General features: G+C 59.5%; 21 protein-coding genes, 1 tRNA gene and 2 pseudogenes. 13 read left to right on the top strand and 11 right to left on the bottom strand.

Going from position 1 to position 20,533, the window contains the following annotated elements:
* Positions 1-279 (top strand): annotated as a pseudogene (locus ACWISF_RS10690) (Uma2 family endonuclease); the annotation flags it as partial.
* A 45-nt stretch (positions 280-324) separates the two neighbouring features.
* Here the strand turns inward: ACWISF_RS10690 and ACWISF_RS10685 are convergent.
* The 4 genes from ACWISF_RS10685 to ACWISF_RS10670 form a co-directional block, all read right to left on the bottom strand.
* Entirely contained in the window at positions 325-1,563 is a 1,239-nt protein-coding gene (locus ACWISF_RS10685; RefSeq protein WP_448381571.1) for an efflux RND transporter periplasmic adaptor subunit, read from the bottom strand.
* Positions 1,564-1,700: 137 nt separating this feature from the next.
* Complete coding sequence (locus ACWISF_RS10680) at positions 1,701-2,783, bottom strand: glycosyl transferase (RefSeq protein WP_448381570.1); 1,083 nt, start codon at positions 2,781-2,783, stop codon at positions 1,701-1,703.
* A gap of 16 nt (positions 2,784-2,799) precedes the next feature.
* A complete protein-coding gene (locus ACWISF_RS10675) occupies positions 2,800-3,516 on the bottom strand; it encodes an ABC transporter ATP-binding protein (protein WP_448381569.1) in 717 nt (238 codons plus the stop codon).
* 12 nt (positions 3,517-3,528) lie between these two features.
* On the bottom strand, positions 3,529-4,746 hold the full coding sequence (locus ACWISF_RS10670; RefSeq protein ID WP_448381568.1) for an ABC transporter permease: 1,218 nt from the start codon (positions 4,744-4,746) through the stop codon (positions 3,529-3,531).
* Between the two features lie 140 nt (positions 4,747-4,886).
* On the opposite strand from ACWISF_RS10670, the gene ftsZ reads away from it, so the two are divergent.
* The 4 genes from ftsZ (at position 4,887) to ACWISF_RS10650 (ending at position 8,172) form a co-directional block, all read left to right on the top strand.
* On the top strand, positions 4,887-6,128 hold the full coding sequence (gene ftsZ, locus ACWISF_RS10665; RefSeq protein WP_448381567.1) for a cell division protein FtsZ: 1,242 nt from the start codon (positions 4,887-4,889) through the stop codon (positions 6,126-6,128).
* 79 nt (positions 6,129-6,207) lie between these two features.
* Entirely contained in the window at positions 6,208-7,197 is a 990-nt protein-coding gene (locus ACWISF_RS10660) for a ribose-phosphate pyrophosphokinase (protein WP_448381566.1), read from the top strand.
* Positions 7,198-7,284: 87 nt separating this feature from the next.
* On the top strand, positions 7,285-7,692 hold the full coding sequence (locus tag ACWISF_RS10655) for a CAAD domain-containing protein (protein WP_448381565.1): 408 nt from the start codon (positions 7,285-7,287) through the stop codon (positions 7,690-7,692).
* A 9-nt stretch (positions 7,693-7,701) separates the two neighbouring features.
* Positions 7,702-8,172, top strand: coding sequence for a hypothetical protein (locus tag ACWISF_RS10650; protein WP_448381564.1), 471 nt, complete (start codon positions 7,702-7,704; stop codon positions 8,170-8,172).
* On the opposite strand, the gene ACWISF_RS10645 is transcribed toward ACWISF_RS10650, so the two are convergent.
* Positions 8,169-8,828: a hypothetical protein gene (locus ACWISF_RS10645; RefSeq protein ID WP_448381563.1), complete on the bottom strand. Its 660-nt coding sequence runs from the start codon at positions 8,826-8,828 to the stop codon at positions 8,169-8,171. The genes ACWISF_RS10650 and ACWISF_RS10645 overlap by 4 nt on opposite strands.
* Before the next feature lie 37 nt (positions 8,829-8,865).
* Here ACWISF_RS10645 and ACWISF_RS10640 point away from each other — a divergent pair.
* The 5 genes from ACWISF_RS10640 to ACWISF_RS10620 all read left to right on the top strand — a co-directional run bounded on the left by ACWISF_RS10640 (position 8,866) and on the right by ACWISF_RS10620 (position 13,117).
* A tRNA-Ile gene (locus ACWISF_RS10640) sits at positions 8,866-8,937 on the top strand.
* Between the two features lie 404 nt (positions 8,938-9,341).
* The gene (purF, locus tag ACWISF_RS10635) at positions 9,342-10,763 is read left to right on the top strand and encodes an amidophosphoribosyltransferase (RefSeq protein WP_448381562.1); all 1,422 of its coding nucleotides are present in this window, start codon (positions 9,342-9,344) and stop codon (positions 10,761-10,763) included.
* A gap of 22 nt (positions 10,764-10,785) precedes the next feature.
* Positions 10,786-11,307 carry a pentapeptide repeat-containing protein gene (locus ACWISF_RS10630; RefSeq protein WP_448381561.1) on the top strand — a complete coding sequence of 174 codons (522 nt, stop codon included), beginning with the start codon at positions 10,786-10,788 and terminating at the stop codon, positions 11,305-11,307.
* Between the two features lie 173 nt (positions 11,308-11,480).
* A complete protein-coding gene (locus tag ACWISF_RS10625) occupies positions 11,481-12,365 on the top strand; it encodes a DUF3011 domain-containing protein (RefSeq protein ID WP_448381560.1) in 885 nt (294 codons plus the stop codon).
* Positions 12,362-13,117, top strand: a complete 756-nt coding sequence (locus ACWISF_RS10620) for a 7-carboxy-7-deazaguanine synthase QueE (RefSeq protein WP_448381559.1) — start codon at positions 12,362-12,364, stop codon at positions 13,115-13,117. Before ACWISF_RS10625 ends, ACWISF_RS10620 begins: the two co-directional genes overlap by 4 nt.
* Here ACWISF_RS10620 and ACWISF_RS10615 read toward each other — a convergent pair.
* Positions 13,112-13,585 carry a type IV pilin-like G/H family protein gene (locus tag ACWISF_RS10615; protein ID WP_448381558.1) on the bottom strand — a complete coding sequence of 158 codons (474 nt, stop codon included), beginning with the start codon at positions 13,583-13,585 and terminating at the stop codon, positions 13,112-13,114. The two genes, ACWISF_RS10620 and ACWISF_RS10615, sit on opposite strands and share 6 nt — an antisense overlap.
* 83 nt (positions 13,586-13,668) lie before the next feature.
* On the opposite strand from ACWISF_RS10615, the gene ACWISF_RS10610 reads away from it, so the two are divergent.
* Positions 13,669-13,950, top strand: coding sequence for a 4a-hydroxytetrahydrobiopterin dehydratase (locus ACWISF_RS10610; protein ID WP_448381557.1), 282 nt, complete (start codon positions 13,669-13,671; stop codon positions 13,948-13,950).
* Between the two features lie 163 nt (positions 13,951-14,113).
* The gene (locus tag ACWISF_RS10605; protein ID WP_448381556.1) at positions 14,114-15,829 is read left to right on the top strand and encodes an iron uptake porin; all 1,716 of its coding nucleotides are present in this window, start codon (positions 14,114-14,116) and stop codon (positions 15,827-15,829) included.
* Between the two features lie 37 nt (positions 15,830-15,866).
* Here ACWISF_RS10605 and ACWISF_RS10600 read toward each other — a convergent pair whose 3' ends face one another.
* The 5 genes and pseudogenes from ACWISF_RS10600 to ACWISF_RS10580 form a co-directional block, all read right to left on the bottom strand.
* Entirely contained in the window at positions 15,867-16,430 is a 564-nt protein-coding gene (locus tag ACWISF_RS10600) for an L-threonylcarbamoyladenylate synthase (protein WP_448381555.1), read from the bottom strand.
* Entirely contained in the window at positions 16,427-17,272 is an 846-nt protein-coding gene (prmC, locus tag ACWISF_RS10595; RefSeq protein WP_448381554.1) for a peptide chain release factor N(5)-glutamine methyltransferase, read from the bottom strand. Before prmC ends, ACWISF_RS10600 begins: the two co-directional genes overlap by 4 nt.
* Complete coding sequence (locus tag ACWISF_RS10590) at positions 17,269-18,111, bottom strand: Tic22 family protein (protein WP_448381553.1); 843 nt, start codon at positions 18,109-18,111, stop codon at positions 17,269-17,271. The genes prmC and ACWISF_RS10590 overlap by 4 nt, the downstream gene beginning before the upstream one ends.
* A gap of 119 nt (positions 18,112-18,230) precedes the next feature.
* The gene (gene bioB / locus ACWISF_RS10585; RefSeq protein WP_448381552.1) at positions 18,231-19,244 is read right to left on the bottom strand and encodes a biotin synthase BioB; all 1,014 of its coding nucleotides are present in this window, start codon (positions 19,242-19,244) and stop codon (positions 18,231-18,233) included.
* Positions 19,245-19,357: 113 nt separating this feature from the next.
* A pseudogene (locus ACWISF_RS10580) lies at positions 19,358-20,041 on the bottom strand (nitrate ABC transporter ATP-binding protein); the annotation flags it as partial.
* 80 nt (positions 20,042-20,121) lie between these two features.
* Here ACWISF_RS10580 and ACWISF_RS10575 point away from each other — a divergent pair.
* Positions 20,122-20,533: IS630 transposase-related protein (locus tag ACWISF_RS10575; protein WP_448381551.1), on the top strand; the 412-nt coding region annotated here is incomplete at its 3' end.

The following is a 20,533-nucleotide window of genomic DNA, read 5'->3' as shown; positions in this document are numbered from 1 at the left end:
TATTGGTTGTTTGACCCGAAGGGGGAATGGATTCCTCAGCAACTGTTGGGCTATCGTTTGGTGGAAGAGAATTACATTCCTATTCGGGACAACATCAGTGAGGTGTTGGGGTTACGTTTGGAACCGGCAGGGCAATTGATTTATTTCTATCGCCTGGATAATGGAGAAAAATTATTGACCCCAGATGAATTACTGACAGCAAAAGAACAGGAACGCCAAATGCGTTTGGATTTGATCAACCGTCTGAAAGCGCGGGGGATTGACCCGGAGAATTTATAAGCATTTTGATTGATAGTCTGATGCCAAAACCCTGCCAAAAATGACCTAACGACCAGGCACAATTCCCTTGGGCAAATCCACAAATACCCGTTCTCCAGCGCGCAAACCCTGCACGACCTGAGTGTATTCATTTAAGGTCACGCCCAAAACCACCGGCTGAAATTTGGGTTTGCCTTGGGCATCTGGAACCAGGACGCCTGTTTTCCCCCGCTCGGTCACCACTGCCGCCGTCGGAACGGTCAAGGTTTTGGGTAAGGTTTCCCCAACAAAAACCGCATCCACGTTCATGCCTGCCCGCAGACGGTCTTGCCCGCTGAGCAACTGCACGCGCACCTCGAAAAATGTGACGTTCTGCTCCACCACTGCCTCCGGCGCAATCAAATGCACCCGCCCCCGAAAAGTTTCGCCAGGGTAGGCATCGGCCTGAATCTCCACCCTTTGCCCCGCCCGAATCCGGCTGATGTCGGTCTCGGCTACCCGCGCGATCACTTCCAACCTACTCGCCAAAGCCACGATGGAACTGGAAGTCGCAGAAGAGGTGGCAGACGTAAAACTGCTGGGCGTGACAAAGGCCCCGACGGACGCGTATTTCTGGGTAATCACACCGCTAAAAGGCGCTCGAATCACCGTGTCGGCCAGTTGGATTTGCATCGCCCGCAGTTGTGCCCGCGCCGCAGCGACCTGGGCCTGGGCCTGAGCAATCGCCTCCGCCCTTGTGCCTGCCACCAACACCGCCAGTCGCCGTTCGGCTTCCTGTAAGGCGGCGGCTGCCGTCGCTTCTTCTGTTAGAGCCGCATCCAAGGTGTCTTGGGCAATCGCCCCTTGTGCCAACAGTTCCTCGTTCCGCTGACGCCGCTGGCGGGCCAATTCATACCGCGAACGCGCTGCCGCCACCTGCGCCCGCCCCTGGGCAATTTCCTCCGGGCGATTCCCCCGCTGCAGTTCCTGTAACCGCGCCTGCGCCTGGGCTAAATTCGCCAACGCCTCCTGCTGCCGCGCCCGCAATTCTCGGTCGTCCATCCGGGCAATCACCTGCCCCTGGCGCACCACATCCCCCTGCTCCACATACAGCGCCGCCAGCCGCCCGGAGACCTTGGGGCTGAGATTCACCCGCTGCACCGGCTCCACCCGCCCACTGGCCGTCACCCGCACCGTCAAATCCCGCACCATCACCGGTACCGTCAATGTACTGATATCAAGTGACTTTGGCGGCCGTTGGCGATACCCCCACACCCCCACCACCAACAACACCCCCACGCCGAGTCCCACCCACCAGCGCGGCACACGCTTTTTGTCCACCCATTCACGAGCCACCAGTGGTCGGTCAGGGGGAACGGGCGTTTTTAACATAGGCAGCCCAAGGCGTAGGGAAACCAGGATTTTTAACAATTCTAAACAATTTCGCGCCCTACAGCGGCTGCTCAGCCCTTGAGCACAGCCTGCACCTGGGCGGCAATGTTCTCGTTGCCATCGGTGGCTAACCGCTCCGGCGACTGCGGTGGCAGGGGGTCACGGGTGAGAAAGGCCCAGGGATCGCTGTAAAACTCGGCCACGCTGATCACCTGATGCCAGCAGTAGGTTTGCAAACCGGCCAACAGCAGCTCCGCCTCGGCAAATCCCCTTCGCTCCAGGGAATAGATGGGTATCCCCAGACGATAGGCCTCCGAATAGGTGCTATAGCCCGGTTTGGTCACCACCTTGCCGCACAAAGGCATCACATCCACAGGGCGAAAGGGACCGGCATGACAGCGGCGCAGGTTAGGCAAAGCAGGCGCCTGCGGGTCAAAACTCAGAAAACACCAGTCGGGAAATTGATGCAAACCCGCGTAGGGCACGCCCTGGATGCCCAACCCCCCAAACGCCAATAAAACCGTCCGTTCTGGGGGCGTGGTCACGGCCAACTCCCGGCGTAGCACCGCCAGCGGCACCTGCGGCTTTTGTCCCGTCAGTCCCACATCCACAGGGTTTGGAAAAGCCGACATCGCCTCACAAAACGGCAAACGAAATAACCGCTGACAATAGCGATACCCAACGGCATACTGGTCAGCCAATTCCCCAAAATCTTCTCCCCAATGCCGATAGATAAAATCCCAACCAAAATTGCTTGCCATCAGGCAAGGAACGCCCGCCTGGTGGGCAATCAAACCCGCCATCGCCGGAATATCAGCAAAAATTAAATCCACACCGGTTTCCTGAATATAGGCCACTTCCTGAGCCACCCGCCGTTCCGTGTGCCGGGCCAGCGCCTCCAAAGCCAAGCGGGTCGCCGCCACATCCTGGACCAAACTGTCTTGCTGCACCACCCCCACATCCAACCGCACGGGCCGGTAGTGAAACGGGTGATGGAAGTAACGCTGCAGCACAGCAGCAGGCGCTTCCGTCACAAAGGTAAATTGCACCTGGGGTTGCCACACCGCCAACTCCTGCATCACCGCCAAGGTACGGCTAAGGTGCCCCAGGCCATGGGCACTCATCGCAACGTACAGATGCGGCCAACGGCTCACCGTCAGGATGCTCCCCCTACATCGTCAACACAGCGTGCAGAACCTCCTCCGGTCGCAAGTCATCCTGCAACACCTGCCCATCCCGAAACCAGATGATCCGTTCGGCGCGCCGGGCAATCTCCGGTTCATGGGTCACCATGACAATCGTCACCCCCGCCTGGTGCAGTTGGGCAAACAGTTCCATCACCTCCTGGCTGGTGCGGGAATCCAAAGCCCCGGTGGGTTCATCCGCCAACAGCACCGCCGGTTGGTTGACCATCGCCCGCGCAATCGCCACCCGTTGCTGTTGCCCGCCCGACAGTTGGTTGGGTTTATGCCCCAAGCGATGCCCCAACCCCACCTGCTCTAGCGCCAAACGCGCCCGGCGTTGCCGTTCGGGAGCCGGTACGCCTGCATAAATAAGCGGCAGCATGACATTTTCTAAAGCCGTAAGTTGGGGCAACAGATGAAACTGCTGAAACACAAACCCGATCCGCCGGTTGCGAATCTGCGCCAGTTGGTTTGCCGTATAGTTGGCGACATTTTCCCCCTGCAGGTAGTAATCTCCGCTGGTGGGCCGGTCCAAACAGCCGATGATGTTCATCACCGTGGACTTGCCCGAACCCGAAGCCCCCATGATCGCGCAGTATTCCCCCGCCGCAATTGTCAGAGACACCTGTCGCAAGGCCCAGACCGCATTTTCCCCCTGGCCGTAGATTTTGCTGACCCGCTCCAAGCGAATTAACGCCCCCATCGGCCCTCCCTGCTACACACTGCGTAAGGCCACAATCGGGTCCAGTTGCGCCGCCCGTTGCGCCGGGGCCACCCCAAACACCAGACCAATGGTTCCGGAAACCCCCACCGCCAGAACCACGGCCTGCCAAGACACCTGCGTTGCCAACGGCGTCACCAGGGCCAGGCCCACCACGCCGGCAGCGCCCACCGCCGTCCCCAACACCCCCCCAGCCGTCGCCAACAAGACCGCCTCCAGCAAAAACTGCTGCCCAATATCCCGTTCCGTCGCCCCAATCGCCTTGCGTAGCCCAATTTCCTGGGTGCGCTCGGTCACCGCAACCAGCATGATATTCATGATCCCGATCCCCCCCACCAGCAGGGAAATCGCCGCCGTTGCCGCCAGCACAATGGTCAACACCCCCGTGACATTCCCGGCAATCGCCACCGCCTCTTTTTGGGTGCGGATATAAAAATCATCCTCCTCCGTAATCTTATGCCGACGCCGCAACAAATTGGTGATTTGGAACTGGGCAGCGCTGACTTTCGCCTCATCCCAGGCGGACGCGGCAATAAACCCCACCGTCAGGCCATAGGGAGAACGGCGACCCGTAAGTTGGTTGGCCATCGTCGTCAGGGGAATGTAAGCCGCATCGTCCCGGTTGGTGCCCAAAAACGCCCCTTTCGGCGCCAACACCCCAATCACCTCAAAACTCACATGCCGCAGGCGGATGCGCTGCCCCAAGGGTGGGCGCGCCCCAAACAATTTGGCCGCCAAGTCGCTGCCTAGAACCACCACCCGGCTGTGCCGTTGCAAATCGAGTTCGGTAAACAACCGCCCCTGCGCCAGGTCCAAACTCTGCACCCGAAAAAAATCCGGCTCCGTCCCCGTGACATTGGTGCGGGTCGTGCGACTGGCGTAGGTTGCCACAACACTGTCGCTGATCTGCGCCGCCACCCAACGCACCGCAGGCACCTGCTGGGCAATCGCCTGGGCATCCTCCCAGGTCAACGTCGCAGGCGGTTCAATCCCCCGGCGGCGCGCATCCTCCCGCCCCGGCACCACAAACAGGACATGGGTGCCCAGCGAGGCAAACTGGTCCTGGGTATAGCGTTGCGCCGCCTGCCCCACCCCCACCATGACAATGACCGCCGCATTGCCGATGACCATGCCCAACACCGTCAACAGACTGCGCAGCCGGTGGGCGACCAAGGTGCGGGCAGCCATGCCCAAAGCTTCCTGCCAGTTCATACCGTCGGGGGAATAAGGGGGTAGAATGCCACCAGGAAGGAAACCACCATACCAGTTTCTTGTTTACGGCCAACCCTCTACTATGTTAGGGAGAAAATTACTGTGGCTGACCAGCACCCATTTGCCATTGGGCACGGATAATGTCTATATATGAGGGTAACGTTCCAGGATTTGCGGCGGGCAAATCGGTGGCCACCCCAACCGACGGCGCCGTTCTGGTCCAGGGGGAATCAACCATCATACCCATTGATGAACAGGTCGAGGCTGTGACATACACCAATGAGATCGTCCCCGGTAACTTAGCGCGGATTAAGGTCATCGGGGTTGGTGGCGGCGGAGGGAATGCGGTCAGCCGCATGGTCGCAGGCAATTTGAGCGGCATTGAGTTTTGGATGATCAATACGGACGCCCAGGCGTTGCACCAGGCGGCGGTGAATGTCAAGCGGCTGCAAATCGGCCAAAAGCTGACCCGTGGGCTGGGCGCCGGGGGCAATCCCGCCATTGGGCAAAAGGCCGCTGAGGAGTCGCGCGAAGAGATTATGGCGGCCCTGGACCAGTCGGATTTGGTGTTTATCACAGCGGGCATGGGCGGCGGCACCGGCACGGGGGCGGCGCCGATTGTGGCGGAGGTGGCTAAGGAATTGGGGGCGCTGACGGTGGCCATTGTCACCCGTCCCTTCACCTTCGAGGGCAAACGGCGGGCGGCCCAGGCGGAAGAGGGGATCAGTATGCTCCAAAGCCGCGTAGATACCCTGATTGTGATTCCCAACGACCGGCTGCTGACGACTATCGGCGAGACAACGCCGGTGCAGGAGGCGTTTCGGGTGGCAGATGACATTTTGCGCCAGGGGGTGCAGGGCATCTCGGACATCATCACGATTCCGGGGCTGGTGAATGTGGATTTTGCCGATGTGAAGGCGATCATGGCCGATGCGGGGTCGGCGTTGATGGGCATTGGCATCGCTTCGGGCAAAGGGCGGGCGACGGAAGCAGCCAATATGGCAATTGCCTCGCCCCTGCTGGAGTCCTCGATCCAGGGAGCCAAGGGGGTGCTGTTTAATATCACCGGCGGCCATGACCTAAGCCTGCACGAGGTGAATGCGGCGGCAGAAAGCATTTACCAGGCGGTGGACCCGGATGCGAATATCATTTTTGGAGCGGTGTTGGACGAACGGATGCAGGGGGAGGTGCGGATTACAGTGATTGCCACGGGTTTCCAGCCGACCCCAGCCAGCGGCGGGCCATTACCCCGCACCCAGCCGCGCCCGGTGACCCCCGTGCCCCCGACCCCCCCCAGCACCGAGGTCAAACCCAAACCGGAGGAGCCACCGCCGGAGATAGATATTCCTGATTTCCTAAAACGGCGGCGCACCCGGCGTTAGCCCGCGCAGTTGCCCCAGGATTTGGGGGCAGAAATGATAGGATGACAGGTAGCCTTGGTTGCGTTTCTGGGGTGTAGCCGTGTTACAAACTCCCCGTTCCCTGCCGTCCCCCTTGCCGGTGGCCAGTGACCACAGTCGGTTGCGGCTGTTGGCGGGTTCGGCCAACGTGCCCTTGGCCGAAGAAATTGCCCGCTATTTGGGGGTGGATTTGGGGCCGATTGTCCGCAAGCGCTTCTCCGATGGGGAATTGTACGTGCAGATTCAGGAGTCGGTGCGGGGGTGCGATGTGTACCTGTTGCAGCCGACCTGCCATCCGGTGAATGACCACCTGATGGAACTGTTGATTATGATTGATGCCTGTCGGCGGGCTTCGGCGCGGCAGATTACGGCGGTGATTCCCTACTATGGCTACGCGCGGGCGGACCGGAAAACGGCGGGGCGGGAGGCGATTACCGCCAAATTGGTGGCCAATTTGATTACCCAGGCGGGCGCCAGCCGCATTCTGGCGATGGATTTGCATGTGGCCCAGATTCAAGCCTACTTTGATATTCCCTTTGACCATGTGTATGCCAGCAATGTGTTACAGCAGTATATTGTGAGTAAGGGGTTAAAGGATTTTGTCGTGGTGTCGCCGGATGTGGGGGGTGTGGCGCGGGCGCGGGCGTTTGCCAAAAAACTGGACGATGCCCCCTTGGCCATCATTGACAAGCGGCGCCAGGGGCACAATGTGGCGGAGGTGCTCAACATCATTGGGGATGTGCGCGGGAAGACGGCGATTTTGGTGGACGACATGATTGACACCGGGGGCACGATGGCCCAGGGGGCGCGACTGTTGCTGGAGCACGGGGCGCAGGCGGTGTATGCCTGTGCGACCCATGCGGTCTTTTCCGGGCGGGCGCCGGAGGTGTTGGCCGACAGTATGTTTACCGAGGTGGTGGTGACGAATACGATTCCGATACCGCCGGTGAAGCGTTTCCCGCAACTGAAAATCCTCTCGGTGGCCAATGTGATTGGGGAGGCGATTTGGCGGGTGCATGAGGACAGTTCCGTCAGCAGTATGTTCCGCTGAGGACGGTTAGGAATCTTCACGAACGCTTGCCGGCAGGGGCCGTGGGGGGGTAAAGTCGCATCAAGCAGTCTTGATGAGGTAGGTGGGATGGAATCGGAGATGCAAACCCCCGATGTGGCCGAAACGACGCCGGAAGTGGCTCCCGATGCAGAATCGGTGGCGGCACCGGCGACGGGCAGTTCGTTGGTGGACTCCTTGCGGCAAAGCGTGGCAGATTCCCTGAGTTTCCTGGGACCGGCCTGGGAAAAGGTGCAAGCCTTCTTGGGCGAACAGCGCAAGACCATCACGGCGGTGGTGCTGGTATCTCTGGCGGTGCTGGCGCTGGTGTTGGTCTCCGGGGTGTTGGGGATCATCAATGCCATTCCCTTTCTGCCCGCAGTTCTCGAAATTCTGGGGTTGTGGTTTGCCGCCCGCTATTTGCTGATGGCGGAGTCCCGCAAGGCAGTGGTGCAGGAATTTAGCGAGTTTATCAGTAAGATTACCGGTCAGGGGTAACCGGAGGGGGTGCTGGGGGAATTTCGCCAACGGTATCCGCAAGGATGCCTGCTGAGTGAACTGCTCCAGATTTATCAGGGGCAGTACTTGGTGCGGGTGACGGTGCAGGCAGAGGGAGTCACCCTGGCGACCGGGTTGGGCAGTGGCCCGACGCTGGAGGCGGCAGAAGACCGGGCGCGGGAACGGGCGTTGCTGGCGCTGGGGTTCACCCCCTCCCCGGTACTGCCCCCCACCCCAGAACCCCAGGCGGTGGCGGCCCCAACTCCCCCGCCCACGCCGCCCAAACTGGATGTGTTGGACATCTTGGCGCAGACGACGGCAGAGATGAAGCGGTTGGGCTGGAGCCATGCCCAGGGCCGGGAGTATCTCCGCCGCACCTATGGCCGCAACAGCCGCCAGGACCTAAGTGATCAGGAGTTGCTGGATTTTTTACAGTACCTACGCAGTCAACCCGCCGGGCCGCCAGAGCCGAGCGACTAATGGCCGGGCGTGGGGGAGGCAACCGGTTGTGCCCCTGGCAGGGGAATATCCCGAATTTCTACAAAGGGAATTGTCTGTCCGATTTCCGTCAGCCCGACCCGCACCTTGGGCAAACCCGCCGGGAGGCGCACCTGCACCGCCGTTGCCTGATTCCCAGGCGCCAACTGCACGGGCAAGCCGGTCACTTCCGGGTCAAGGATATTGCCCTGGTCATCCCGCACGATGAACTGCCGTTGCAATTGCACCGCCGTCGCCCGTTCATTTTGAATCCGTAGGGTCAGCACGGTTTGGTTGCCCACCGACTCGATCTGCTCCAGGGCAATCAAGACACCGCCTTCTTGCACGGCCAGCAAGGGAAGACGGGTATGCGTGGCAGGGCTTGGGGTTCCTATGGGTGCCACTTGGCCGGTCCCCATCACCACAGCCACCTGCTGGATCACCGCCGCTTCATCCAGCAGACGAAAGGGTTCCGGGTCGTCGCCGGCACTGGTAGGATGGGGCACATCGGCAACCGGATTCAGCACCGGCTGACGCACCCTACGCAACGCCTCCTGGCCAAGGCGATACCCAAACCAACTGGCAACGCCACCGCCAACGAACGCCAATCCCACCCAAACCAGGGTGAGGATTCCTAACCACCGCTTGGTCTGCACCATGATTTTGTTAAGATAGCCAGTGCCATTTTATCAGCCCGCACGAGTGGCCGACTGGTAAGGCAAGCGACTCATAATCGCCGGTATGTGGGTTCGATTCCCGCCTCGTGCATTGGTATTGCAAACTATTTGTCGCTGATGCCAAATTGTGGTCGTAAATTAGTTGGTTCGTAGTTCGTCGTATCCCACTTGTTAGCGGCATGAACTTCCCGATGTTTTGAGAAAAACTCTGAACCTAAACGGGTTTGTTAGCTTAATCGGCAGGTAGGTGGCGTAAGCCATGTTGTGTTTACTCAACGAAGATGAGGATCGGGAGGCGTTCACGAACCAACCTCTTATTATATCCACCGGCGCTTTCCCAGGCTGTAAACTGCTCGCCGACCGCTCGGCCTCCCGCTCCCAATCCCCCCTCTGAACCGGGAAGAGCACTGGCCGCTCACCGCCGCGAACGATACCCTAAAGGTGGAACCACTTCCGGGTTAAGATAGGGTTAAACACGAATTAACAGGGGCGTTCATGCACACACCGTCAGACAAGCCCAAAGAGGCCTGCGGGGTCTTTGGGGTGTACGCGCCGGGGGAGGAGGTCGCCAAGCTCACCTATTTTGGGCTGTATGCCCTGCAACACCGGGGGCAGGAATCGGCGGGGATTGCCACGTTTGACCAGGGACAGGTGCATTGCTACAAACAAATGGGGCTGGTGTCCCAGGTGTTTCGGGAGGACATTTTGCAGGCCATGCCAGGGCAGTGGGCGGTGGGGCACAACCGCTATTCCACCACAGGCAGCAGTCGGGTCGTGAACGCGCAACCGGTGGTGGTGCGCACCCGTTTGGGGGATTTGGCCCTGGCCCACAACGGCAATCTAATCAATACATTGGCATTACGGGAGCAGTTGCCCCCCCAACGTTATCCCCTGCAGGCGACGACGGATTCAGAAATCATGGCGCAGGTGTTGGCGCAGGCAATAGATGCGGGCGCAGACTGGGTTGGCGGGGCGGTGCAGATGGCGCGGCAGTGTCAGGGGGCGTTTAGTGTGGTGATTGGCACACCCCAGGGGATTTTGGGGATACGGGATAGTTATGGGGTGCGGCCTTTGGTGTTGGGCACCTTGGGGGAGCGGGGGTTGGTGTTGGCCTCGGAAACCTGTGCGTTGGATATTATTGGGGCGGATTACCTGCGGGAGGTCGAGCCGGGGGAATGGGTGTGGCTCACGCCGGCGGGGTTTACCTGTGGGCAGTGGCAACCGGCCCAGCGCAAGTTGTGTGTGTTTGAGCTGATTTACTTTGCCCGCCCGGACAGTGTAATGGAGGGGCAGAGTTTGTATGCCTACCGGCGGCGGTTGGGGGAATTGTTGGCGCAGGAAGCCCCCGCAGAGGCGGACCTGGTGATCGCCGTGCCGGATTCGGGGGTACCCGCCGCGATTGGGTTTGCCCACGCCAGCGGCATTCCCTACGCCGAGGGGTTGATCAAAAACCGCTATGTGGGGCGCACGTTTATCCAGCCCACCCAGACCATGCGGGAGACGGGGATTCGCATGAAACTTAACCCGCTGCGGGATGTGCTGCAATCGCAACGGGTGGTGGTGGTGGACGATTCGATTGTGCGGGGGACGACCAGTCGCAAGTTGGTGCGGGCGTTGCGTGAGGCAGGGGTGCGGGAGGTGCATATGCGGATTTCCTCGCCGCCGGTGACCCATCCTTGTTTTTACGGCATTGATACAGACAGCCAGGACCAATTGATTGCCGCGCGGCAGTCGGTGCGGGAAATTGCCCAGCATTTGGAGGTGGATTCCCTGGCCTATTTGAGTTGGGGGGCGATGTTGGCAGCCACAGGAACGGCGCCCCAGAGTTTTTGCTCGGCCTGTTTTACGGGGGATTACCCGATTCCGGTGCCGGATGCGCTGAAACGGTCGAAGTTGATGCTAGAGCAGGTTTCTTAGGTGGGGGTGGCGTGTGGGGACGATGGGGCAACTGGTAGGGGTCGCAGTGGCGCTGGTATTGGTCGCTCAGCCTGGGCAGGCGCAGCCGGAGGCACTCCAGCGGCTCAAAAACACCCGCGAATGCGTCAACTGTGACCTCAGCGGCGCCGACCTGCGGGGGTTGAATTTGATTGGGGTGAATTTGCGGGGGGCGAATTTGCGGGGCGCCAAGCTGGGGACGGGAGAACGGGATTTTAACCGCACCGCCTTGAGTCGGGCCAATCTCAGCGGCGCCGATCTCCAGGAAGCTGACTTGAGCAATGCCAGCTTAGACGGTGCGAATTTGACCGGAGCCAACCTTCAGGGCGCCAATTTGACGGGGGTGAGTTTCATCGGTGCGAATTTGACCGGAGCCAACCTTCAGGGCGCCAATTTGACCCGCGCTGTGTTGGTCAATACCAACCTGACCAAGGCCAACCTGACCGGGGCGACCTTGAACCAGGCCTTTATCGCCGAAGTAACGTATCAAGAGACCCGCCTCCCCGATGGTTCCGTGCGCAACTGATGGGGCACAAAAACGGTTTTCTCAACGTCACATCGGCATGGAGGAAGCCTGTGAGGGTGCTGGCCGGTTCACAGCGCTAGGGCGGTACTCCCAAACTGCCTTTTTTACCTTGCGATGTCATGAGTATGTCACCCTGGAGACCTAGAAGACGTTCTGCGTTGGGAGGGTTGCCGGTGAAAACGGGGTTATCGCTGGCAGGGATAGCCGGTTTGATCATAGGGCCAATGGTGTTTTGGCCGGTGGCAACCAGGGCTACGGCAACCCGCACCCTGACTTGTGAATCCGTCAACAACCGCTACACCACCTGCGTCACGGATACGCGTGGGGGGGTGACCCTGCAACGGCAGTTGAGCAATGCCCCTTGTATCGAACATCGCACCTGGGGCGTGACCGAGCAGGGGATTTGGGTGGATAAGGGCTGTCGCGGGGTTTTTCGCGTCGCGGTTGGGCCGACTACGCTTACCTGTCGTTCCCTGAATTACAAATACCAGTTGTGTCAAGTGGATACCCGCGGGGGCGTGCGGCTGGCGCGCCAACTCAGCAATACCCGCTGTATTGAACATCGCACTTGGGGTGTGCAGGAACAGGGGATTTGGGTGGACAAAGGCTGTGCGGGCGAGTTTTTGGTAGGGGTCGGGGCGGCTCCCCCGACCGAACAGGTGATTCGCTGTGCGTCCGTCCACAACCGGCGCGCGGATTGTCCGGTGCCGACGCGCGCAGCGACAGTCACCCTGCAGCGGCAATTGAGTACGGCGGCCTGTATTCCCAATCGCACCTGGGGGTATGACGAGCGGGGCATCTGGGTCAGCAACGGCTGTCGGGGGGAATTTCTCGTCAGCCCGACGACGGTTCCCGACCGGCCCGCCCAGGAGGCCCTCGTGGTGTGCCGTTCCTCAGATGGCACCTATGTCCGTTGTCCCGCCGATACCCGCAGGGGGGTATTGCTCCAGCGGCAACTCAGCCAGCGTCCCTGTCGCGCCCACCAAACCTGGGGCTTTGACACCCAAGGCATTTGGGTTACCCAGGGGTGCGAAGCGGAATTTCTTGTCCGGCCATGAGTCCTACTGCCCACCTGGTCGAAATTTTTTCTGCCATTCAAGGGGAAGGCCCCTACGTGGGCGAACGGCAGATTTTTCTGCGCTTGGGGGGCTGTGACCTGCGCTGTCGGTTTTGCGATAGCCCCCATACCTGGCGTCCCTCGACCCATGCGCGGGTGGAACAAACTCCTGGCGAGCGGGATTTTCAGCAGGTCGCCAATCCGGTCACCGGCTCGCAAATACTCGCCTGGTTGCAGCGGCAGTTTCAGGGGGGGCGGCATCAGGCCATTAGCATCACCGGCGGGGAACCCCTACTGCAAGCCGATTTTTTGGCAGCCTGGTTACCCGTAATCACCGCCCAGATTCCCCTGCCTATTTACCTGGAAACGGGGGGACATCGGCCCCAGGAATTGGCGCAGGTGTTGCCCTGGGTGCAGGTGATTGCGATGGACTACAAATTGCCGAGCGTCAGCGGCGAAACCCACCACCAGGCGCACCAGGCATTTTTGGCCCAGGCGGTGGCCGCCGGAGTGGAAACCTTTGTCAAGATGGTCGTGGACCGGCGCACCCAGGAAGGGGAATTGGCAACCGCCCTGGCCATGATTCGCGCCATCGCCCCGGAGACATTGGTAATTTTGCAACCGGTGACGCCCCGGGCCGCAAGTCTAGCGCCCACCCCCGCCCAGGTATTGCATTGGCAAAAACTGGCCCAGGACTACCTGCCCCGGGTGCGGGTGATTCCCCAGACCCATCCCCTGTTGGGGCAGCTATAGGGTAAACGGCCCATCCACAATCACCGTCCCTTCGCCGCAGGCAATCTGTCCCTTGCGGGTCACCGGGTCGGCCCCTGGGCGAAAAATCGGGTCCGCCGGACGAAAACGACCAGGCCCCTCGGCGCCACAAACCACCATGGTCATCTTGTTGGGGCCAGGTGCCGCCGGGTCAACAAAAATGGCACTCACCATAGGACGGCGGGAGGCACCGGTCGGAATGGCGTAAAGGTACGCGCCCCGCACCGTTGTCCGAATCGCATAGGTGTACCCCGGCAACAGACGCACCCTCGCCAACCGCTCCAAGGGAGCCAACGCCGATGTAAACCGGCGATAACGTCGGTAATAGGTCGCTTGCGCGCGGGTAATGGCGCTGAGCGGTTGCCACGGCTCTACCTGCGTTTGGCCGCTGCCCCCCAGCACCACCGTCCCCAGCAGGGCCACAACCGCCAAGGACTTGCGCCTCCTCATGGGTGAAAAAATTAGGTGGCATTAGGTCTGCTTGTATATTACAAGGAATGTAGATGCCCAAGTCACTTGTGGAGGTTCGTATAATGGCAAGCTTGCTCACCCCTGAAGAAATCAACGCCCAAGCCGCCACCCTCACCGGCTGGAAGGTCGAAGGCAACACCCTTAAATGGGAGCATCGGTTTGCAGATTTCGTGGCGGCAATGAAATTTGTGAACTCCCTGGTCGAACCGGCAGAACAAATGGGGCATCACCCCGATATTTTTATTTCCTACAACCGGGTGGTCATTACCCTCACGACCCACGACGCGGGCGGCTTGACCCAAAAAGACTTTGACCTGGCCAAACAAATCAGCCAACGCCTCTAGGCCCGACGCCGATTCTGGTGTACTTTGGACAAAAATGTATTATTTTTTACCGTTTCCTGCCCTTGCCAAAGGACATAAACTTGTCTTAAACTGATGTCTATGCGGTTTAGGAGCGGGATTCGCTGGTAGTTGATTGATTTTTGTTTTGGTGTGAGGTCAAACCATGTCGAAGTCATTTCTACCCAAATTGTTGGCTGCCGGTTCCCTGACGATGGGGGTGTCCTGGGCAATGGCAGGGGCAGCGCCAGCCCAGACGACCACAAGAAGCGTCCGTGAGTCGATTCATCAGGTGCGGGAGTACATTCGGGAATTCAAGGAAGATAGCGAGTTGGGGCAGGTGACCTCGGTTTCTGAATTTGTGGATGTAAAGCCGACGGACTGGGCGTTTTTGGCGTTGCAATCGCTGGTGGAGCGCTACGGCTGTATTGTGGGTTTGCCGACCAATCCGCCGACGTATCAGGGGCGGCGGGCGACCACCCGTTATGAGTTTGCTGCCGGGTTGAATGCCTGTTTGGACCGGATTAATGAGTTGATTGCCGCCTCGGTGGAGAATTTGGTCACCAAGGAGGACATGAAGCTCATCCAGCGGTTGCAGGAGGAATTTGCGGCGGAACTGGCGCTGTTGCGGGGGCGGGTGGATACGTTGGAAGCCCGGACGGCCACCTTGGAAGCGCAGCAATTTTCCACGACGACCAAGTTGACCGGCCAGGTGATTTTCGGTGTGCAGGGGGCGTTTGGGGCCAACCGTCAGGCTGTTGCCAGGGGGGTGGCGCAAGGGACCAACGGTAATGTTTTGGATGCGACGACCTTTGGCTACCGGGTGAATTTGAATTTCAACACCAGTTTCACCGGCAAAGACCTGTTGCTGACCACGATCCAGATGGATGATGTGCCCCTGGGTGCGGGGGCGGCAGCGGTAACGGGCACCAATAGCTCGGCTTTGAGTTATAGCTTTTTGAACCGGGCAGGCGGTGGCGCCGCCGGTCTGTGGTATCTCAGCTACAGCTTCCCGGTGTTGGCGGACAAGGGCAAGATTTTTATTACGGGCTACGGCGGCGGGGTGAACGACTACGTGGACACCCTTAGCCCCTTGAATGATGATGGTCAGGGGGCGTTGTCGGCCTTTGGTCTGCGCAACCCGCTGTACAACCAAAACTTGGCTCTGGGGGTGGGGGCCGGCTTTGGTTACGATTTCTTTGACGGCAAACTCAATTTCTCGATTGGTTATTTGGCGAACGGGAATGCGGGTTTGGGGGCGTTTACACCGGCAGCCGGTGGGGGTACGGAGGGGTTGTTTGGCTCTTCGTTTAACGCCTATGCCCAGCTCACGGGCTATCCCACGGATAATTTGGGTTTGAGTTTGCTGTATATTCGCAGCGGCAGTGACCCGGATTCGGGGTTGGCGCTGAACTATGGCGGTGGGGTGGGCACGGCCGCGGTGAATGCGTTGAATGCGGTGGCTACCCAAGCGGACAATCTGGGGTTTCAGTTCAAGTGGCAACCCTTGAAGAACTTTATCCTGGGGGGTTGGTTTGGCGCGACTTGGTTCCATGACGTGGTGGCGGGCTTGGATGCTTCGGGGACGGCTCTGAACTATGCGTTGGTGTTTGCCTTCCCGGATGTGGGCACCAAGGGGTCGCAAGCGCAACTGGTGGTGGGTGCGCCGCCTTACCTGAGCAGCAGCCGGGGGTTGGTGGCCAATGGCTTTACCGCCGCCAGGACGGATGACGTTCCCGTTCTCCTGGAGGCTTCCTACCGCTTTAAGTTCACGGAATACCTCTCCATCACCCCCGGTATCATTGCCATCTTCAACCCGGAGGGGAATGCGGCCAACCCGACGGTGTTGGTGGGGGCGATTCGTTCCACCTTTAGCTTCTAGCCCCTGATGTGACCGGCCCCTCTCCCAGAGGGGTTTTTTATGCCAGTACCACCGTGCCCTGGCGGAGGACCTGCCACGTTCCTTCGTGCCAGGTGACGACTGTGGAGGGCTGGCCGGAGCCGTCATACTCCCCGTGGAGAACCGCTACTTCTGGAAAGGCCGCCTCAATCGCAGCGGCGGTTAGCAGGGGTGGCTCCCCCGAATAATTGGCGCTGGTGGTGGCCAAAATCCCCGTTTGCTGCAGGAGGCTCAGGGCAAGGGGATGCTGGGGAATTCGCAACCCAATCGTGCCGGTACGGTGGGGGTTAATCGCCGCGGTCACCCGGTCGCTGGCGGGTAAGACAATGGTCAAGGCTCCCGGCCAATAGGTCTGCGCCAGGGCAACCCAGGGAATGGTCAGGTCAGGGGCAATCCAAGGCAAAAAGGCGGCGCAGTCGGCGGCCATGAGAATCAAGGGTTTGTCCGGGGGGCGTTTTTTGCAGTGGTAAATTTTGCTGCCGTACTCCGGTTGGACTGCCAATGCCGGTACGGTATCGGTGGGAAAACTCACCACCTCCCCCCGTCGCGCTGCCAGGATTAAGCTAGGGAAATTGACGATCATGACCCACTCCAACGCGCAATAACGATGCGGTCGTGCCCCCCCCAATCCCGTTGCACCTGGATGTCCCGATAGCCGCCCTGTTGGTGGAGCAGGGCCACCACCGCCTGGGTTTGACCGCTCATGGTTTCCACACACCACAGCGCCCCGTCTTGCAAATAGGCAGGGGCAGTGTGCACCAGATGCCGGATGTGCTGCAGGCCATCCGCACCGCCGTCCAAGGCCACACGGGGTTCGTGTTGGACTTCGGGCGGCAGATGGGGGAGTAAGCCGGTGGGAATGTAGGGGGGATTGCTGACCATCGCTAGGATATGCCCCCGTAGCGCCGCCAAAGGCGCAAACCAATCCCCCAGCAGCAAAGTCAGCCGGTCGTGCAAGCCCAGCGCCACCGCATTCTCCTTCGCGATCTGGAGGGCCATGGGACTGCAATCGACCCCGTAGAGATGAATGTCCGGCAACGCCCGCAGCAAACCCAGAGCAATCGCGCCGCTACCTACGCCCAAATCCACCCAAGGCCCGCGGGTGCATCCCCAGGTTTTGGCCCAGGCAACCGCCACATCCACCAGCAATTCCGTTTCCGGGCGGGGAATCAACACCCCCGGCGCCACCCGCAAGGTCATATCCCGCCAAGGGGTCACCCCCGTCAGATATTGCAGGGGTTGGCGGGTGTGGGTGTAGGTGTGCCACAGGGTTTGCAGGCGCGGGAGAAATTCTTCCCCCCCGGAGGCGCCCCACCGCAGCGTCAGCGTATCCCAGCCCGTGACCTGCCGCACCAACCAATCCAGTTCCGCCGCCAGTTCCGGGGTGCGTTGGCGTTGTTGCTGCCACCATTCCCGCAGGGTCATCCCTGGGGCTTGGGCGATGGCGATGTTTGCGGTTGGGGACGAGGAACAGGGGAGGGCTGCGCTGGGGGACGGTTGCTCCCCTGCTGCTGGATAAACCGGATGGCAGCGCTCGAGGGCACAAAATACAACTGCCGCAGTTGCGGGTCATTTTTTTGCTCCATCAGCGCCACCAAGCGATCCAGGCTACTCACCTGAATTTTCGCCGATTCCCCAATTTTCGGGTCCTGTTTTTTCACTTCCGCCAAAAAGGCATCCGCATCCTGACGGCTAAAAAACATGGGTGCCATCTCCTCGGTTTTGCCACTTTGGCGGTCATTGATCTGGATGGTCAGTTGGGCCTGTTGTGGACCACCCGTGATGAAAAACAGGGGAATACCGGGGAATTTATCCGCTTTTTGCCCGCTGGCCTGAAGAATCTTTAACGCCGCCTCCACCTGGGCTGCTTCCGGTTGAAAACTCACATCCAACCGTTCATTTTTACTCTGTTGTAGGGATTTGGCCAATTCGTAGGCTTTATCCAGCCCCACCGCGCGAATCTGGGCGCCCTTGGCCAGCGCCGGATTTTGGGCTTGCACCCGTTGCAGGGCATTTTGGGCATCTTGGGGACTAAAGAAAAACAGGGTAATTTCTTTCTCTTTGCCCCCTTCGCTGACCTTGACCGTCAGGGTTTGTTTGCCCGTACTGTCAAGCAACGTAAATACCGGCACCGTTTTCAATTGTTCGGCAATCTCTTTGGCAGGCATCCCCTGAGCGATGGCAGGAGGAACCCCCAGCGACCACCCGGCCCCTGTCCCCAGCAGCAAACTCAGCACCAAACCGCCACGAATCCAAACCTTCATGCCTACTCCTTGCCTTGCGCTTGCTTTTATTGTACTGAGTTTGGGACGGGGAAATAGCAGCGGGAGGTTTCCATCCCCCCTTGGCCCGTCCAACCCACACGTTCAGGCAGCGGCAGCCCTCAATCACCCTGGCGCTCCTTGCGCCCATCCCTTGGCGGGAAACGGGGTGGGCGGGGGGTTAAGCCCAACTGCTGGAGCAATTCTTGGTCCTGTTGGTAGCTGGGGCAGGGGGTGGTGCGGGTGAGCATCTGACCGTCATCGCTGGAAAAAATCGAATTCACCCCCGCAAGAAACACCAGCGCCTGTTCTGCCGGACTCAGATGCGCCCGCCCAGCAGCCAGCCGAATGTCACTCTTGGGCATGAGAATCCGGGCGGTCGCCACCACCCGCAACACGTCCCAAAAGGGCACCGGCGCTTGCGTTGCCAAGGGGGTACCTGCCACCCGCGAGAGGATATTAATCGGCACGGATTCCGGGTGGGGCTGCAGGGTGGCCAGGGTGGTTAACAACTCAATCCGATCCTGATGGGTTTCGCCCAGGCCCAAAATCCCGCCGCAACAGAGGGTGATAGGAGTCTGGCGCACCCGCGCGAGGGTCTGCAACCGGTCGTCGTAGGTGCGGGTGGTGACCACCTGGGGGTAATAGCGGCGGGAGGTGTCCAGGTTGTGGTTGTAGGCGTACAAACCCGCTTCGCTCAGCCGTTGCGCTTGCGTTTCCGTAAGCATGCCCAGCGTACAGCACACTTCTAACCCCAGGGCAGTGATCTGGCGAATCATTTCCAACACCTGGTCAAACGCCTTCCCCGGATGGGCCTCCCGCCAGGCGGCCCCCAAACAAACCCGGCTGACCCCCTGGGCTTTCGCGCGCCGGGCAATGGCGACGACCTCCGCCACATTCAGCAAAGGCTGCGGGGCAATTCCTGTCGCGTAATGCGCCGATTGGGCACAGTAACCGCAGTCTTCAGGACAGCCCCCCGTTTTGATCGAAATCAACTTGCACACCTGCACATCCCGCCGGGGATGGTACCGGCGATGGACGGCAGCGGCCTGGGACACCAACTCCAGAAGCGGTTGCTCATAAATCGCCTGCACTTCCTCGATCTGCCAATCCGACCGACAGCCGTCCACTGCCATCCCCTGCGCGCCTGAACCCACTGGTTATTACTTTGCCTGGAAACGGTTGGGCGTGCAACCCATCGCCTAGGGCATCAGTGCCCGGCGGTGAATAACCAACCCAACGACCGCCCTTACTCCCGGTGGGCAAAGCGTTCGTACAGAAAACTCAGGGCCTGGTTTCGCAGGTCGTAGTAACGGGGGTCTTCCAAAATCCGCTCCCGATTGCGGGGCCGGTCAAAGGGAATGGTAAGAATTTCCCCAATCGTCGCCGCTGGCCCGTTGGTCATCATCACCAGGCGGTCCGCCAAAAACAACGCCTCATCAATATCGTGGGTGATCATCAGCACCGTCGCCTTAGAACGGTTCCAAATGGTGAGCAATTCCTCCTGGAGTTCCTCTTTGGTAATCGCATCCAACGCCCCAAAGGGTTCATCCAACAACAGCACCTCCGGTCGAATCGCCAACGCCCGGGCAATGGCGACCCGCTGTTTCATCCCCCCAGAAATTTGCGGCGGTTTTTTCTCCATCGCCTCCCCTAAACCCACCAGATTCAGGTACTCCCGCACGATTGCCCGTTTTTCCGGGAGCCGTTTTTGGGGATAAACCGCATCCACCGCCAAAAAGACATTTTCAAATAAGGTCAACCAGGGCAGAAGGGAATAGTTCTGAAAGACCACCATCCGATCCGGTCCCGGTTTGGTAATGATTTTGTCCCGCAAACGCACCTCGCCACTACTAGGCTGGATAAAGCCCGCCGCCAGGTTGAGCAGGGTGGATTTGCCACAGCCCGAATGCCCAATGATACAAACATAGTCATTTTTATTGAAAATGCAACATTTTATGAGAGGAGGGTGTAAGATGGGGAGGAAGGTGAGAATCAAGGAGGAGAATCAGAATGTGTTACAGCCTGGATTTACGGAAGAAGGTGATAAGTTTCATTGAGAACGGGAATAGTATCACCAAAGCGGCGCGCATCTTCGGCATTAACAGAACAACTGTGTACCGGTGGCTCGATAAACCCAATCTGGAGCCCATCAGAGTCGTGAGAAGGAAGAGGAAAATTGATATTGCCAGACTGGCGCAAGATGTGGCGAAGTACCCCGATAAGACCCTGAAGCAAAGAGCACAAGAGTTTGGGGTGGTACCCAGCTCAATATATTACCAATTGAAACGGCTAAATATCAGGAGAAAAAAACAGTTTCGGTATCGAGAAAGAAATCATTCCGATAGAATGTTATACTTGCGCACATTGAGAGAATTAATCAAGAAGTATGGGAGAGAAAGTCTGGTATTTATTGACGAGACGG

The organism is Gloeomargarita sp., from assembly GCF_053491055.1.
Note: the sequence above shows the minus strand (reverse complement) of the source record. Positions and strands in the feature narration are given on the sequence as shown.

Bases quoted from the DNA above. Each gene is read 5' to 3' on its own strand.
- ACWISF_RS10605 (WP_448381556.1), top strand. From the start codon at position 14,114: ATGTCGAAGTCATTTCTACCCAAATTGTTGGCTGCCGGTTCCCTGACG.
- bioB (WP_448381552.1), bottom strand. From the start codon at position 19,244: ATGGCAGTGGACGGCTGTCGGTCGGATTGGCAGATCGAGGAAGTGCAG.
- ACWISF_RS10610 (WP_448381557.1), top strand. From the start codon at position 13,669: ATGGCAAGCTTGCTCACCCCTGAAGAAATCAACGCCCAAGCCGCCACC.
- ACWISF_RS10630 (WP_448381561.1), top strand. From the start codon at position 10,786: ATGGGGCAACTGGTAGGGGTCGCAGTGGCGCTGGTATTGGTCGCTCAG.
- ACWISF_RS10615 (WP_448381558.1), bottom strand. From the start codon at position 13,585: ATGAGGAGGCGCAAGTCCTTGGCGGTTGTGGCCCTGCTGGGGACGGTG.
- ACWISF_RS10645 (WP_448381563.1), bottom strand. From the start codon at position 8,828: ATGGTGCAGACCAAGCGGTGGTTAGGAATCCTCACCCTGGTTTGGGTG.
- purF (WP_448381562.1), top strand. From the start codon at position 9,342: ATGCACACACCGTCAGACAAGCCCAAAGAGGCCTGCGGGGTCTTTGGG.
- ftsZ (WP_448381567.1), top strand. From the start codon at position 4,887: ATGTCTATATATGAGGGTAACGTTCCAGGATTTGCGGCGGGCAAATCG.
- ACWISF_RS10590 (WP_448381553.1), bottom strand. From the start codon at position 18,111: ATGAAGGTTTGGATTCGTGGCGGTTTGGTGCTGAGTTTGCTGCTGGGG.
- ACWISF_RS10655 (WP_448381565.1), top strand. From the start codon at position 7,285: ATGGAATCGGAGATGCAAACCCCCGATGTGGCCGAAACGACGCCGGAA.
- prmC (WP_448381554.1), bottom strand. From the start codon at position 17,272: ATGACCCTGCGGGAATGGTGGCAGCAACAACGCCAACGCACCCCGGAA.
- ACWISF_RS10675 (WP_448381569.1), bottom strand. From the start codon at position 3,516: ATGGGGGCGTTAATTCGCTTGGAGCGGGTCAGCAAAATCTACGGCCAG.
- ACWISF_RS10600 (WP_448381555.1), bottom strand. From the start codon at position 16,430: ATGATCGTCAATTTCCCTAGCTTAATCCTGGCAGCGCGACGGGGGGAG.
- ACWISF_RS10670 (WP_448381568.1), bottom strand. From the start codon at position 4,746: ATGAACTGGCAGGAAGCTTTGGGCATGGCTGCCCGCACCTTGGTCGCC.
- ACWISF_RS10620 (WP_448381559.1), top strand. From the start codon at position 12,362: ATGAGTCCTACTGCCCACCTGGTCGAAATTTTTTCTGCCATTCAAGGG.